Here is a 14,299-nt window from a genome sequence, read left to right on the forward strand (position 1 = left end):
AGCTTAAACTGTTTGTCATAGTGTTTTGCCATAATGAGATCCTCCGTTTACTGATAGATTTATTTTATCATGTTTTTCTATTTTGGACTTTCTCATTTTGACTTGTACTATTTATATTCTAACAGCACAATTGACACAGATGGGGAATATGATAATCACACAAAGAAGAGAGCATCATAGCAAAATAAAAAGGAGTTGAGTATCATGAAGAAATTGGTGAAATTAATCACATCAGCAACGCTGGCCCTGACGATATTGTTAACGACAGGAATAGCGATGGCGACAGAATTGCCGAACGGTTCAGCCGGTGCTCTTGCTGATGACAGCTACACCCTTGAAGAAATGCTGACCTATGCGATTCAGGATGAATACGCCGCGCAAGCAGAGTACAGTGGCATTATTGAGACCTTTGGTGCGATCAAACCTTACAAAAATATCGTGACCGCAGAAGCCAAACATATCAATGCGTTAATACCTTTGTTTGGCACCTCAAATCTGGCCGTGCCGGCTAACGATGCCAAAGCTCAGGTAGTGATTCCGGATTCGTTGAAACAGAGTTACGAAATAGGAATCGATGCCGAAATTAAGAATATCGAGATGTACAATCGCTTTCTCGAAGAAAACCTTCCCACTGAGGTGAGAAGAGTGTTTGAATCGTTAAGGAATGCTTCGCAAAGTCATCTTGCGGCATTTGAACGGGCCGCCAACAGATAAGCGTTGGTGAAAACGATAAAAAAGATACAGGTCCGAAAGAAGCAATGAAAATCGCCGCCAGATCAGCTCAAAAAACACATAACTGAGCATGGTGTTAAAAAAAGAACCGCCGCAGGGAAATCCCGGGGTTCAATTGAAAACGTGTCATTGTGAAAGCCCGGCAGCGCAGCTGCCGGGCTTTTGGTTTGTTTTATAAATCAGAATAGTATTTTAAAAGTCTTATCAGTTGACTGACAAACGAATTTTCATTATCAAACCATGCGGCAACGCGTACTTGATAGTCATCGTCGTTGATTTTGCTGACCAGTGTTTGTGTGGAATCGAAAATAGCGGCAAACGTGTTGCCAACGATATCAGAGGAAACGTACTCTTCTTCAGTATAGCCAAAGATTTGCGAAGCGGATGATTTCATGGTTTTGTTGATTGCATCGGCAGTTATATTTGATCCCATGACGACCGCGGTAAAGGTAATCAGACACCCAACTGGAACCGGTACCCTGACGGCAGAACCATGCAGTTTCCCATTTAATTCAGGGATCACCCTGCCGACCGCTGTTGCGGCTTCGGCTGTGGTCGGGATAATATTTTCAGCCGCCGCCCTTGATCTTCTAAAATGGCCTTTTTTCTGGGCATTGTCCTGGAGCATCTGGGTAGCGGTATAACCATGGACAACCAGCATCATGCCGCTCTTAATGGGGGCATAATCATTGAGTATTTTAACCATCGGAGCCAAAGCATTCGTGGAACAGGAAGCGCCTGAAATGATGGTATCTTTATTTGAAAGGATGTTTTCGTTCACCCCATAGACAATCGTGGGAATATCGGTTCCGGCCGGCGCCGATATCACCACGCTTTTGGCCCCGGCAGTTAGATGGGCCTGTGATTTTTCCTTGCTGAGGTAGGCGCCTGAGCATTCCAGGACAATATCGATGTTCAATTCTCCCCAGGGTAATTGAGAAGCATCGGACTCTTGAAAAAACGGAATTTTGATGTCGTCCACGGAAATATAATTATCTCCCGAATCAACGTAATCTGCCTGCTCGAACGGCCCTTGTGTCGTATCAAATTTTAACAAATAAGCCGACAAGTCTGGTGGGGCGATATCATTAATGGCGGCAACTTCAAATTCTTCCAACAAAAATAATTGCCGAAAAGCCATCCGGCCAATCCTTCCAAAGCCATTAATTGCAATTCTTACTGTCATTTTATAATCCTCCTTGTGTAAAACGTAAAATTAAACCGATGATTTGCGGGAAAACCGTCATCACGACGACGGCTCTCACGACCTGTAAAATAATAATATCCGTGTTTTCGACGCCCAGATCTGCCGCTATCAGCGCCATATCTGATGCGCCCGCAGGGGTGGTGATCAGCATCGCTTCTTTTTGAGTGAACCCGCAGGCACGGCTGATCAGCTTGCCGGTTAGAAAACAGTTGGCAGTATAACCGACAATGACAATCAACAATGGCAACAGCAGATAGCGCAATTCCAATAGATTGGAACTGCTGATGGTGCTGCCAAGGTAACAACCACTGAGCACCTGGGCAATTTTCTTGGCCCAGCGGGGTATGTAAGCAAAGTCAAAACATAATTTTAGAACCAATACCGAGATAATGGGAAAGACAAAGGTAGCCGAGGGTAAGCCGGAAGCGTTCCCTAAAAGACCGAAAATTGTGGCCACCGCCAAGGTACAAAGAAACGCCTGCCAGGACTTGGTGTTCGATTTCTGACGCTTTTTCGTATAAGCTGCTCTGGTTGCTGGCGCATGGCTTTTTTTGATGCGTTGATCCCATGCGTAGATAAGTCCCGGTAACACAGCGATACCGAGGATTTGACGGGCCAATTGCATCACGGCAACTTTGGGCCCGTCAGCCCCCATTGCAACCGCGATGATTGGGGTGTCACTGATTCCACCGGGGACAACTGACATCAGCGCGGTTGCTAAATCCAAAGGACTGGTATAATAAATTAAAAAGCCCGCCGTCAGATTTAATATCAGCAAAGCGATCAGCATGATCAGGGCCGGTTTCCAGATTTGCGGTAAACGCTTGACGTCGCTTTTCTCCATAATGCAGCCAATGAAAGCCCCGGCAATAATTTGAACAATGATTTTTGTTTGATTTGGCATATAAGCAGCAGCAAGAAAAATATTCAATGTCGCTGCGCCAATCATCGAACCAATCAAAAAGCCGCCAGGCACTTTTAACCTGTTGAAAATAAATCCCAGGATGCCCCCAAATAACAATGTTAGCAGAAGATTAAGCATGTAATTTCTCCTTCAATGATGATGTTAGATATGATGAAATAATGTCAAATGATCGATAAAATATATTTTATAAGCATTCGCTTCAACGAATATCTGTTATTTTAGCATTGGATTTATTGAAAAACAACGAAATGTGGTGTAATATAAGATACAGATGTGCGGAATATGCGAAACAAAACGAAATGATGCGAAATGATATAAAACTCAAGTCAGGAGAAAGAGGATGGAAAAGGAAAAGGCATTTTCAACCCAGCAGGTAGCGGAGATACTGCATGTGAGCAAGAGCACCATTTACAAACTGATCCACCAAGAAGAAATCAATTATTATAAGATTGGTCGAAAGATACGATTCACCCAGGAGGATATCGATACTTACATCGATAAAGCCAGAAATCAGCAGGATGGATTTTTGAAGAAAAGTTTTGCCAACGAAGAGCTGATCTTCAACGGATTACAAAGTGAGCGAAGTTTTGTGATCAGTGGCCAGGATTTGATTCTGGATGTCTTATCAAATTATCTCCGTCTTAACGGCATCCCTGCTTTGCGTGCTTACATTGGCAGTTTTGAAAGTTTGCTTTCGCTGTATCATGACAGAGTTCAAGTCGCTTCTTGTCATTTGTGGGACAGTGATCTGGATGAGTATAATGTCTCCTATGTCCGGAGTTTTCTGCCGGGGATACCGTGTATCATTGTTCATCTCATCGGTCGCAGGCAGGGTTTTTATGTAAAACAGGGGAACCCGAAGAAGATCAAAGGGTGGGCGGATTTAGCGCGTGAGGATATTTCAATCATCAATCGTGAAAAGGGCGCCGGATCCCGCGTTTTACTTGATGAACAGCTGCGATTGCTGGGCCTTGACAGTGATGCAGTCAATGGCTACCAAAATGAAACATCCTCTCATTTAACTGTGGCCAGTGCGGTGGGTCGAGGTGAGGTTGATGTCGGCGTCGGCAATGAAAAAATAGCCCGCCAAGTTGACAATATCGAATTTTTACCGATGCAAAAAGAGCACTATGACCTGGTTATCAAAAAGTCGCTTTGGAATACGCCGGAAGTCAAAACGATGTTCAAAATTATTCGATCGAATGAATTTAAAAAAGAATTTGACAAAATTGGGGGTTATGATGCCAGCCGCATGGGTCAAATCGTGATGGAAACTTAGTCAAATTTGTCTTTGATACAAAATACTTTTAAATTTCATAAGGCCTCCTGAATAACAAAAAAAGCTGATGATTTCCGCACTTTGTGCAGAAGTCATCAGTGATCGTATTTACCTTTTTCATTGAAATTTGGCAGAAGATCGATTACAATGTTACAGAAGGTGATGAAGTTCGCCTTGGCCAACGCCTAAATGCAACCATGCTGATGACTTCTGCAGAATAATTTTGCGGGGGCATCATTTTTTTTTGAAATGATTAACGGTTTGCTACGATCGTTAGGGCTCTGGAAAGGGAAGCAATGAATAAAACAATGATTGAACGGTTGGCAGATGCCCATGAATTCCTGATTCGTTCTGGTATCTGCGAAGATTACATCAAAAAAATAGAACAGCTTCAGACAAAGCTGAAAAACAAAGAACTGACCATTTCTGTGATCGGGCAATTCAAGCGCGGTAAAACATCATTTATCAATGCCATTCTGAATGATGATATCCTGCCGGTGGGGATCATTCCGGTCACTTCGGTGGTGACAAAAATACAATACGGTAGCGGTTATGCGACGGTATTATTTCTTGACGGTCATGAAGAGACCGTTTCCCTGGATTCTTTGGGAACCTTCATCAGTGAACAGGAAAATCCGGTTAATATAAAAGGGGTGCCGTTTGTCAATCTATATTTGCCCTATGATTTTCTGAAAAATGGGCTGATCATCGTCGATACACCCGGGGTTGGCTCAATGCACCAGCATAATACCGATGAAGCCTATTCTTTTATGAAAGACAGCGATGCCATCATTTTTATGCTCTCGGTTGACAGTCCGATCAATGAGATTGAACGGGAATTTCTTTGTTCGGCGAAAAACCATGCTGCAAAATTCTATTTTGCCGTAAATAAGATTGATACGGTCAGTTCGGTGGATCTTGAAGCCTATCTGGGCTACTGCCATGATATTTTATGTCAGATGATGGACGTGGAGACGCTCCATCTCGCGCCTATCAGTGCCAAGAAAAACATTGGTATTGACGCGCTGTTTTCTAGAATTTTACAGGATATCCAAACTTCAGCTGATGATATTCTAGCGGATTCCGTTCACATCAAGTTGCATGAGGTTTTGGCCAGGGCGTTATCGCAGCTTGAATTATACAAGGCAGCATTGAATCTGCCGATTGATAATCTTGAAGCGAAAAACAAAGAACTCAATCAGAAACTCGAAAATCTTGATCAGATGATCAAAGAAGCCATGTTTTATCTGACTCAGAATGTTGAGGAACTGCTTGAAAAGATTCAGGTGTCCCTGAACACCCATTCCATCGCGATCGTTGACGACTTAACAGTCTTGTTGAATCGCGCCGCTGCGGGTAATTGTGATAAAAAACCCAGGGAATTTGAACGCGCTTTAAGAGAAATCCTGGAAACTGATTTATACGGACAGTTGAACCAATTGAGCGACCTGGGTTTATCAATCCTGGAAGCGGGATATGATCAGGCCGCCGATTTTATCAATAAAAAAATTGACAGGATCAAATATTTCTTGAAAGAAACTATCGAAACACTCTTTGGCATCGCCTATCATTATGACAAAACCGTCCACACCCTTTCGGAAAAGGAAGACTTTTATGTGCGGATCAACAGCAAAGCTGGGGCATTTCTGATTGACATCAATGATTTTGTCTACTTGATGCCGCGGAAAATTGCGAACAAAAAAATAACTGAACGGTTTCTGAAGAAAATGCAGAATGATGTCAATCTCAATTTGAACAACATGATCTATAATTATCAATACAAAATTCGCGAAAGCTTGCGATTGTTCAAGTATATCCTGTCGGATGAGACCGATTCCCTGAAAATGGAAATCGAGAATCTGGTGAATCGCGTCATCATCGACAAAGAAAGCACCAGTCTGGAACTTGCTGAAAAAATTGAAGAATTAAACAGAATTTGCAGTGGCTTAAAGAATGTTTTGAGTGAATAACAACCGAAAAATTTTTGCTGGCCCGATTCAAACGATGCCCTCGGCTTAACGCCGGGGACGTTTAATGGCCGAACGCGAACCGTCAATCAAGGTATAGAAGCGGGTCGCCCGGGTTTTTGAGGTGGATATGGATTTTCTGATCAGGACTCAAAAGTGACATATTGTTGAATAACGGCTTTGAGCGCGGCGATTCCTTCGCCGGTAATGGCACTGACGGGGAAAATATTGTTGGCATGGATACCGGCATAGGTCAGGTAACGTTGACTTCGCTTCAGATCGCAGTGCCTGTGATCGATCTTGGTGATGACCCCAATCACCGGGGCATTGTAGGTGCAGACAAAATTGGGAGGAACTGAGTTCTGGGCATCGGTGCTGGAATTGATCAGAATAATCAGCCCTGAGTCACACGTGACGTTAATGGCCTGGGGACGAAAACAGGGCAATTCGACAAATTCACCGGGGGTGTCAATAAAATGTTCGGAATAACTGACCTGCTGGGTTTTGCCATAGACAATAAATTCATTGGTCAACCGTTGAAATAATGTTGTTTTTCCGCTGCCGATTCGTCCGATCAACGCGACGCGGTTCTTATTAGTGGCCATAAAAATCCTCCTGTTGTGTTAAAAAATCCCTCTCAAGCAGTGCCTGTGAAGTCCGCGGTCAGGTGGTCTGGTTGAACCGGGATTCCCGGCCGATACAGGCATCAATGGTGCAGGTTTCACACTCGCAGTAGTGCTGAAAATCCTCAAAAAGAATCCCTGACGAGCTGTAAAGCGGGCGCATCATACTGTGTTTGGTTATTTCCATCCCAATGGTTTGGGGGGCGCTGCCAAAGCTGGTGAAGATGGCTTGATTGGCCTGTAACGACCAGTCCGGAATCAGGCCGGGATTGACCATGCCGATTTTTTCGATGTGGTGCTCGGTCCGCACCAACTTTTTTAATTGCTGCATGGCAGCAACCATTACCGGCAGCTTTAACGAATGAACAAAATACGTCTCGGTACGGGTAAGATCGGCAGGCATTTCACCCATCGTGAGCAGGTACAGAAATACGGTCTGATTGTCATTGAGCAGATGACGCAGCATTTTGCTGCGATAGACATGACCGTCAATGAGAATGGTATTGCCGGATATGGCTTCCACTTCACACGCTTTCAGGAGGGCTATCGGCTGAATTCTTCTGGTGAAAATATCTGCGGCATGCAGATACTCATAATAGATGGGAGAATCAGCTTCAAAGTTCTTTTGGGGCAGCAGTTTTTCGATATTCGCTTCCACGGGTATTTTGTTGATGACGACATTATTCATGGTTTCCTCTTTTCGATCTGATTTCTGTTAGCTTCCTTCAAAAAAACAAAAAAACCTTTTTCAAAAAAAGGTTTTCAAATACTGTGATGATCGATGTCGCGCTCAACCAATAAACACAAGCCTGACATTTCACGCTATTGCTCACAATTTTCCGCCTTCTTTGAAGCTTCAAACAGATATTGCTTTCACAAAAATATCCTGACTTGGAGGGACATTCGGTATACAGCCTTCTCGGATCGATAATCCAATGACTGAACACGTCCATATTCTCCTTACAGTAGCAAAGAAACTGTCGCAGATTTGCACTGCGTTTCTTTTGTAAAAGTTTTTCCTGCAACGATCATAAACCAAAATTGCGCATTAATCAAGATGTTTATACAGATTTAAAAAAAAACGTGACAAGACACACGTTAGTTGTTATAATATTAACTAATTGAAAATTAATAAAACAGGTGTCGGCTATAATCACATGTATTAAAAGCCGATGAAAAGGGAAGAAGGGTGAAAATCCCGCGCGGTCCCGCCGCTGTAAGAGAAGAGTTCCTCCAGGAATGCCACCGTTAATCGGGAAGGCAGGAGGCAATGTTGACGCTTGAGCCAGAAGACCTGCCTGCTTTAGTAACTCAAACTCTACGAGAGATGGAGGAGGTTTATTATGGCATGCATTTTTTTGTGACCTCATTTTCTTGTAAAAGATAATGGGGCTTTTTTATTTCAATAAATTTTGATTAAGGAGGACTTATGTCAGATGTCTTAGTGATAGCAGGGACGACCGATGCAAAAATAGTCATTCAGCGATTGCTGGAAATGAATGTCGACACCGCAGTCACCGTTGCAACCCGGATGGGATGCCGGATGCTCGATGATTATCAGCATTTGAATGTTTATCAGGGAAAACTCAATAAAGAGCGGATTTTAAGTTTGCTCAACGCATTAAAACCGCAGTGTCTGATTGATGCATCCAACCCGTTTTCCGGTGAGATCACGCGCAATGCGATCCATGTGTGCCAATCGGCCAACATGCCATACATCCGTTTTGAGCGGGAGAAGCTCAATTATGATGATAACCCCAACGTCGTGGTGGTCAGAAATTACGGGGAAGCCTGTGAGGTATTGTCTCAGTGTGCAGGAAATATTCTGCTGACGCTGGGCAGCAACAAGATCGAGACGTTCACGAAGATCCCGGATTATAACCAGCGGGTGTTTTTGCGAATCCTGCCGGATTGGAAGGTACTGTGCAAATGCGAAAAGCTGGGTTTCAATCCCAAAAACATTATCGCCATCAAAGGGCCTTATAATGAGGCGCTTAACATTGAACTCTTTAAATACTGCAATGCCGCGGTGCTGGTGACCAAGGAAAGCGGCAATATGGGCGGCGTCGTCGATAAAATAAATGCCGCTGATAAACTGGGGATGAAGACCATCCTGGTTGACCGTCTCGAAGAGCAATGTACGAACAAAACAAGCTCCATCGACGAGATCATGGAATTTGTCAACCAAACAAAGAACTTATCAATAAGTAATCAAAAAACATACAAGGAGACAAAATGAACAGCAAAGAAAAAAGATTTATTGCCAGTGTGGCAGCCATTGCGTTGGTTTTCGGGATCTCACCGGTGGCCAATGCCATGCATATTATGGAAGGCTACCTGCCGCCAACATTCTGCGTCGTATGGGGCGTGATCTGTATCCCGTTTCTGGTAGCCGGCTATTTTTCAATCAAGAAAACGGTCGCAGCAAACCGCAAAACCATAACGATTCTGGCCATGGCCGGGGCCTTCGTTTTTGTCCTGTCATCGCTGAAAATTCCATCCGTGACCGGCAGCTGCTCCCATATGACCGGCACCGGACTGGGTGCCATTTTATTCGGACCGGCAGCCGTCAGCATTCTGGGGATTATCGTCCTGGTTTTCCAGGCCATCCTGCTGGCTCATGGCGGATTGACAACGCTCGGCGCCAATACCTTCTCAATGGCCATCGCTGGCCCCTTTGTGGCCTATGGCATCTACATTTTATGTAAAAAAATAAAGCTCAACAAAAATGTCGGCATTTTTCTGGCCGCCTGCATCGGTGACCTGTTTACCTATTGCGTCACGGCATTTCAGCTGGCAATCGCCTATCCGTCCGAGACCGGTGGGATCGGTGCTTCGGTCGTCAAGTTTCTGGCTGTCTTTGCCCCGACTCAGTTGCCGTTGGCCATCATCGAAGGGATTCTGACGGTCGTCATCGTGATGGGTCTGGAAACCTATGCTGCATCGGAATTATCCGATCTTGGATTTTTAGCAGGAGGTGAAAATTAATGACACAAACAAAAAAAACAGTGATTGGTTTATTGCTGATTGTCGTCTTGATCGCCGTCGTTCCTTTGTTTATGCTCAAAGGGGCTGAATTTGGGGGTTCGGATGATGCCGGCAGCGTTGCGATTTCGGAGATGACCGGCAGCGAATACGAACCCTGGTTTACCCCGGTGATGGAAACAGCCATCGGCGGTGAATTGCCGGGCGAAATTGAAAGTCTGCTCTTCTGTGTCCAGACCGGTATCGGCGTGGGCATCATCGCCTTTGTGATGGGCCGATTTGTGGAACGAAAAAAATTGGCAGACAAAACAAAAAACAAAACCGCATAAGCGATAAGAAACGGTCATCAGAGTACGATCGTAGTACCGACAATTGTTAGATCGTGTTGTATGCATCAGAGCGGACATCTCATAGAGTGTCCGATTCTGCAGCATACAACTGATTAACAATTGATCGGTACGGGGTTTGTGGAAAAACCAAAACCGTATCAGCGGTGATTAATTAGTAAAATTGAATCGTTAAAAAAACAGGTGTCGGCTGTAATCGCATGTATTATGAGCCGGTGAAAAGGGAAGATGGGTGAAAATCCCACGCGGTCCCGCCGCTGTAAGAGAAGAGTTCCTCCAGGAATGCCACTAATTTATTGGGAAGGCAGGAGGTAACGTTGACGCTTGAGCCAGAAGACCTGCCTGTTTTTATGACTCAGACTCTACGAGAGATGGAGGAGGCTTATTAAAACACGCATTTTTTCGTGACCTCATTGTCTTGTTTGGAGACAATGAGGTTTTTTTTATGCCGCAACAGAAGAATGGAAAGAGGAGTTAAAATGAAAAGAAAAATAAAAATAGCGGTTTCGCTGTGTTTGCTGATCGTGATGGGATCGTTTTTCCTGATGGGCTGCAGCAGCGCATCGGACAAGGTGGATGGCAAGCTGGAATTCGACTCCAGTATGCAACTGGAATATGCCCAGAATTTTACCGTCGACAATTATAAAGGCGGCTACAAAATCATTGCCCTGAAAGACGGCACCCGTTATCTGACGGTACCGGAGGGAAAAAGCGTGCCGAAGGATCTGGATGCGGATTTAGTGGTGCTGCAGCTGCCGTTGACAAATGTCTGTCTGGGATCAACCACCGCTGCATCGCTGATGACGGATATCGGAGCCCTGGATGCGGTCACCCTGACAACGCAGAAAAGAGAAAGCTGGTACATCGATAAAGTCGGCGCTGCCATGGATGCCGGCAAGATCACCTATGTCGGCGATTATGATACGCCTGATTATGAAATGCTGACCGCAAAGCAGCCGCAGTTGCTGATTTATTCGGGCATGCTGGATAGTCATCCGGAAGTTGCGGATAAATTCAAAGAACTGGGACTCAACTGTCTGGTGGATCGTTCATCCGATGAATCCCATCCGCTGGGCCGGGTTGAGTGGGCAAAACTCTTTGGCATCCTGTTTGACAAAGAAGATGAGGCGCAGAAACTGTTTGATGAACAGAAAAAGGTCGTCGATTCCATTGATGCAAAATCCACCGGTAAAACCGTGCTGGCTTTCTACCGGACGAGCAATGGCAGCTGTTATGTCAGAAATGGCGGCGACTATTTCGCTAAAATGATCGAACTGGCCGGCGGCGTGTACTACCCGGCTAATTTCAATGCGGACAAGAGCGGCACAACCAAAATGGACGCGGAGACTTTCTATCAGACCGCCATCGATGCGGATTATATCATTTACATCGATTTCAGTTCGTCGGAACAATTGACCCAGCTTTCTGAACTGGTGGCGAAAGACCCGCTGTTTGCCGATTTGAAGGCCGTCAAAAACGGCAATGTCTGGAGCACCCAACAGAGTTTCTGGCAGATTACCAGCACCCTGGGAAACATGATTTCAGACATCAATACGGCGATTACAGCGACGGATCATGCGCATGATGATTTAACCTATCTCTATCGATTGAAATAAGAAAGATTGGAAAGATGAAAAAGAGCAACTTGGGTAAAATCGCACGTTATCAACTTGTCTGCATATTTTTGTTGATTGGGTTAGTGGCCGCCGTGGTGTTCAGCATCAATTCTGGAACCGTGCACATGTCAGTGAAGGATATCTTCGATATCATCGTTTTGAGAGCGAATGAAGGTTCGGTGGAGAGCAATGTCATCTGGAAGATCCGCTTGCCGCGCCTGCTGGCCGCCGCCATTCTGGGCGGCGGCCTGTCGGTGGCGGGCTATCTGCTGCAGACGTTTTTCAGAAATCCGATCGCCGGGCCTTATGTGCTGGGTATTTCATCGGGATCGAAAATGTTTGTTGGCTTCACGATGATTGTGCTGATGCATTATGTCAAGACCATACCGGCGGGAATCATCGTCCTGGCCGCTTTTGTCGGCGCGCTTGTATCGATGGCGTTTGTCATGGCCGCGGCCAGAAAAGTGACGGATATGTCGATGCTGCTGGTGGTCGGCGTGATGATCGGCTATATCTGTTCGGCGATCACCGATTTCTTCATCAACTTTGCCCAGGAAAATGAGATTGCCAATCTGACAAACTGGTCACTGGGAAGCTTCTCCGGCATCGGCTGGTCGGATATTCGGGTGATGTCAATTGTGATTTTCAGCTCGCTGTTTGCCGTGATGATGCTTTCTAAACCGATTGGCGCCTATCAGTTGGGCGAGGGCTATGCCAAGAGCATGGGCATCAACATCAAACTGTTTCGATTGCTGCTGGTACTCTTTTCCAGCCTTCTGGCGGCAACCGTCACGGCCTTTGCAGGACCGATCGCCTTTGTCGGGATCGCCGTCCCCCAGATCGCAAAAATGCTGATGAACACATCAAAACCGATCATCATCATCCCGACGACTTTTTTAACCGGCGCTGTCTTCTGCACCTTCAGCGATCTGCTGGCGCGCACGATGTTTGCGCCAACTGAGCTGACAATCAGCACCGTAACCGCATTCTTCGGCGCGCCTTTCGTTATCTGGCTGCTGCTCAAGAAGAAAAAATAGAAATGGTCAATTATTTTTATGAAAGGAGAAGGGGCCGGTGGCAGCGGCCCCAAATTTAACATGTATTTTAAAACCGAAGATTTAGCAGTCGGATACAGCGGCAAGGCCTTGATTGAGAATATCAACATCGGCGTTGAAAAAGGCAAGATTCTGTGTCTGCTCGGGCCCAATGGCTCAGGAAAATCGACCATCCTCAAAAGCATTACTCGCCATTTAAACAAGATTGCCGGCACGGTCTTTATCGATCAGGAGGATATGAGTCATTTCAGCAGCGTCGAGACGGCCAAAAAACTGTCGGTGGTATTGACTGACAAGGTGGCGCCGGAATTGATGACCTGCGGTGAAGTGGTGGCCACCGGGCGCTATCCGTACACCAATCATTTTGGAAAGCTGACCGAGCAGGATAACCGGATCGTTGCGGAATCGATGGAAGCCGTCAAAGTGTTGGATCTGATGGAGCAGGAATTCATCCGCCTGAGCGACGGTCAGAAACAAAGGGTGTTGCTGGCCCGGGCCATCTGTCAGCGGCCGGAGATCATCGTCCTCGATGAACCGACTTCCTATCTGGATATCAGACACAAGATCGAGCTGCTGGGTATTCTCAGAAATATGGCTGTTGAACAGAATGTGACGGTGATCCTGTCCCTCCACGAAGTCGATCTGGCGGCAAAACTGGCGGATCAGATCATTCTGGTGAAGGACAATCACGTCTACGGTTACGGCTGCCCGGAAGATATTCTCGATGATGAAGTGATAAAAGACCTTTACGGCATTGAACACGGCAGCTTCAACATGCTGCTGGGGAGTGTGGAACTGCCGAAGACCGGCGACATGGAGCCACAGGTGTTTGTTTTTGGCGGCGATGGCTACGGGACGCTCTGTTATCGGGCCCTTAATAAACGGGGCATCTCCTTTGCCACCGGTGTGCTGTACCACAATGATGTGGATTATCAGGTGGCCAAAAGCCTCGCCAGCCAAACCATTGTTGAAAAGAGTTTTCGGCCAGTCAGCGAGTTTGTCTATGAACAAGCCCGCAAAGCATTGCAGAAATGCGAAGTGGTCATCGACAGCGGTTTTGATCTGGAAGGGGAGAACAACCGGAATCGGATGCTGCTGGAAATGGCCCGCCATGCAAATAAACCGATCCTCAGTCTGCGTAAAGAAACAAAACACGAAACCGGCAGTGTCGAATATTTTAATGATATCGGTGCGCTGATCAACAGCGACCGCTTAAAATTCGGATCAGCCAACGGACACAAACGAAAGCAACGCCGCTCACTGGCGGCAAGCATCTAGCCAGCGTGAAGACGGCAATTGAGAAAGTGGTGTGAGCTTCGCTGCCGGTTTGCGCGAATCAATTTGTACACTGTACGGCGGACAGCCTAACGACTGTTCGCCTACACGTTACCAAATTGATTGCGAAACCGACATCAAAGCAACAATGGTTCGTTTTGCAATTGCCTGAAAAATCAGGCTACTCTAAGCGCATTAGACATAAACGCAGTACCGACAATTGTTACATCGTGTTGCACCCTAAGGGGCAGGCTCTGTGCCTCAGAGCGGACATCTCGAAGAGTGTCC

The 14,299-nt window shown here is 45.9% G+C and carries 13 protein-coding genes and 4 riboswitches; of the genes, 9 read left to right on the top strand and 4 right to left on the bottom strand.

Annotated features, from left to right (window positions below; all coding sequences use genetic code 11):
* The first annotated feature begins 204 nt into the window (after nucleotides 1-204).
* Entirely contained in the window at nucleotides 205-714 is a 510-nt protein-coding gene (locus GH808_RS01320; protein WP_186841009.1) for a ferritin-like domain-containing protein, read from the top strand.
* 190 nt (nucleotides 715-904) lie between these two features.
* Here the strand turns inward: GH808_RS01320 and GH808_RS01325 are convergent, their stop codons facing one another.
* Nucleotides 905-1,918: a type I glyceraldehyde-3-phosphate dehydrogenase gene (locus GH808_RS01325; protein WP_186841010.1), complete on the bottom strand. Its 1,014-nt coding sequence runs from the start codon at nucleotides 1,916-1,918 to the stop codon at nucleotides 905-907.
* A 1-nt stretch (nucleotide 1,919) separates the two neighbouring features.
* Complete coding sequence (locus tag GH808_RS01330) at nucleotides 1,920-2,981, bottom strand: AbrB family transcriptional regulator (RefSeq protein WP_186841011.1); 1,062 nt, start codon at nucleotides 2,979-2,981, stop codon at nucleotides 1,920-1,922.
* Nucleotides 2,982-3,204: 223 nt separating this feature from the next.
* On the opposite strand from GH808_RS01330, the gene GH808_RS01335 reads away from it, so the two are divergent.
* Nucleotides 3,205-4,143, top strand: a complete 939-nt coding sequence (locus tag GH808_RS01335; protein WP_186841012.1) for a substrate-binding domain-containing protein — start codon at nucleotides 3,205-3,207, stop codon at nucleotides 4,141-4,143.
* 149 nt (nucleotides 4,144-4,292) lie between these two features.
* Nucleotides 4,293-4,363: riboswitch (Fluoride riboswitch) on the top strand.
* 76 nt (nucleotides 4,364-4,439) lie between these two features.
* Nucleotides 4,440-6,113, top strand: a complete 1,674-nt coding sequence (locus tag GH808_RS01340; protein WP_186841013.1) for a dynamin family protein — start codon at nucleotides 4,440-4,442, stop codon at nucleotides 6,111-6,113.
* 140 nt (nucleotides 6,114-6,253) lie between these two features.
* On the opposite strand, the gene GH808_RS01345 is transcribed toward GH808_RS01340, so the two are convergent.
* Both GH808_RS01345 and GH808_RS01350 read right to left on the bottom strand, forming a co-directional pair.
* Nucleotides 6,254-6,715: a EutP/PduV family microcompartment system protein gene (locus GH808_RS01345; RefSeq protein ID WP_186841014.1), complete on the bottom strand. Its 462-nt coding sequence runs from the start codon at nucleotides 6,713-6,715 to the stop codon at nucleotides 6,254-6,256.
* 58 nt (nucleotides 6,716-6,773) lie between these two features.
* Nucleotides 6,774-7,421 (bottom strand): hypothetical protein, encoded by a 648-nt coding sequence (locus GH808_RS01350; RefSeq protein ID WP_186841015.1) that lies wholly within the window; start codon nucleotides 7,419-7,421, stop codon nucleotides 6,774-6,776.
* Nucleotides 7,422-7,592: 171 nt separating this feature from the next.
* Nucleotides 7,593-7,782, bottom strand: a riboswitch (cobalamin riboswitch).
* A gap of 72 nt (nucleotides 7,783-7,854) precedes the next feature.
* A riboswitch (cobalamin riboswitch) is annotated at nucleotides 7,855-8,049 on the top strand.
* Between the two features lie 113 nt (nucleotides 8,050-8,162).
* On the opposite strand from GH808_RS01350, the gene cobK reads away from it, so the two are divergent.
* From cobK to GH808_RS01380, 6 genes are all read left to right on the top strand, one after another.
* On the top strand, nucleotides 8,163-8,972 hold the full coding sequence (cobK, locus tag GH808_RS01355) for a precorrin-6A reductase (RefSeq protein ID WP_186841016.1): 810 nt from the start codon (nucleotides 8,163-8,165) through the stop codon (nucleotides 8,970-8,972).
* Nucleotides 8,969-9,721 (top strand): energy-coupling factor ABC transporter permease, encoded by a 753-nt coding sequence (locus GH808_RS01360; RefSeq protein ID WP_186841017.1) that lies wholly within the window; start codon nucleotides 8,969-8,971, stop codon nucleotides 9,719-9,721. Before cobK ends, GH808_RS01360 begins: the two co-directional genes overlap by 4 nt.
* A complete protein-coding gene (locus tag GH808_RS01365) occupies nucleotides 9,721-10,047 on the top strand; it encodes an energy-coupling factor ABC transporter substrate-binding protein (RefSeq protein WP_186841018.1) in 327 nt (108 codons plus the stop codon). Before GH808_RS01360 ends, GH808_RS01365 begins: the two co-directional genes overlap by 1 nt.
* 182 nt (nucleotides 10,048-10,229) lie before the next feature.
* Nucleotides 10,230-10,425: riboswitch (cobalamin riboswitch) on the top strand.
* 119 nt (nucleotides 10,426-10,544) lie between these two features.
* Nucleotides 10,545-11,681, top strand: a complete 1,137-nt coding sequence (locus GH808_RS01370; protein ID WP_186841019.1) for an ABC transporter substrate-binding protein — start codon at nucleotides 10,545-10,547, stop codon at nucleotides 11,679-11,681.
* Between the two features lie 14 nt (nucleotides 11,682-11,695).
* On the top strand, nucleotides 11,696-12,718 hold the full coding sequence (locus GH808_RS01375) for a FecCD family ABC transporter permease (protein WP_186841020.1): 1,023 nt from the start codon (nucleotides 11,696-11,698) through the stop codon (nucleotides 12,716-12,718).
* An 18-nt stretch (nucleotides 12,719-12,736) separates the two neighbouring features.
* Complete coding sequence (locus GH808_RS01380) at nucleotides 12,737-14,014, top strand: ABC transporter ATP-binding protein (RefSeq protein ID WP_243166056.1); 1,278 nt, start codon at nucleotides 12,737-12,739, stop codon at nucleotides 14,012-14,014.
* Nucleotides 14,015-14,299: the final 285 nt, after the last annotated feature.

Source organism: Acetobacterium fimetarium (assembly GCF_014284475.1).
Lineage (GTDB): Bacteria > Bacillota > Clostridia > Eubacteriales > Eubacteriaceae > Acetobacterium > Acetobacterium fimetarium.

What these genes read in the sequence shown, in the direction of transcription:
- GH808_RS01380 (WP_243166056.1), top strand. Translation starts at nt 12,737, where the DNA reads ATGAAAGGAGAAGGGGCCGGTGGCAGCGGCCCCAAATTTAACATGTAT.
- cobK (WP_186841016.1), top strand. Translation starts at nt 8,163, where the DNA reads ATGTCAGATGTCTTAGTGATAGCAGGGACGACCGATGCAAAAATAGTC.
- GH808_RS01370 (WP_186841019.1), top strand. Translation starts at nt 10,545, where the DNA reads ATGAAAAGAAAAATAAAAATAGCGGTTTCGCTGTGTTTGCTGATCGTG.
- GH808_RS01375 (WP_186841020.1), top strand. Translation starts at nt 11,696, where the DNA reads ATGAAAAAGAGCAACTTGGGTAAAATCGCACGTTATCAACTTGTCTGC.
- GH808_RS01335 (WP_186841012.1), top strand. Translation starts at nt 3,205, where the DNA reads ATGGAAAAGGAAAAGGCATTTTCAACCCAGCAGGTAGCGGAGATACTG.
- GH808_RS01340 (WP_186841013.1), top strand. Translation starts at nt 4,440, where the DNA reads ATGAATAAAACAATGATTGAACGGTTGGCAGATGCCCATGAATTCCTG.
- GH808_RS01320 (WP_186841009.1), top strand. Translation starts at nt 205, where the DNA reads ATGAAGAAATTGGTGAAATTAATCACATCAGCAACGCTGGCCCTGACG.
- GH808_RS01345 (WP_186841014.1), bottom strand. Translation starts at nt 6,715, where the DNA reads ATGGCCACTAATAAGAACCGCGTCGCGTTGATCGGACGAATCGGCAGC.
- GH808_RS01360 (WP_186841017.1), top strand. Translation starts at nt 8,969, where the DNA reads ATGAACAGCAAAGAAAAAAGATTTATTGCCAGTGTGGCAGCCATTGCG.
- GH808_RS01350 (WP_186841015.1), bottom strand. Translation starts at nt 7,421, where the DNA reads ATGAATAATGTCGTCATCAACAAAATACCCGTGGAAGCGAATATCGAA.
- GH808_RS01325 (WP_186841010.1), bottom strand. Translation starts at nt 1,918, where the DNA reads ATGACAGTAAGAATTGCAATTAATGGCTTTGGAAGGATTGGCCGGATG.
- GH808_RS01365 (WP_186841018.1), top strand. Translation starts at nt 9,721, where the DNA reads ATGACACAAACAAAAAAAACAGTGATTGGTTTATTGCTGATTGTCGTC.
- GH808_RS01330 (WP_186841011.1), bottom strand. Translation starts at nt 2,981, where the DNA reads ATGCTTAATCTTCTGCTAACATTGTTATTTGGGGGCATCCTGGGATTT.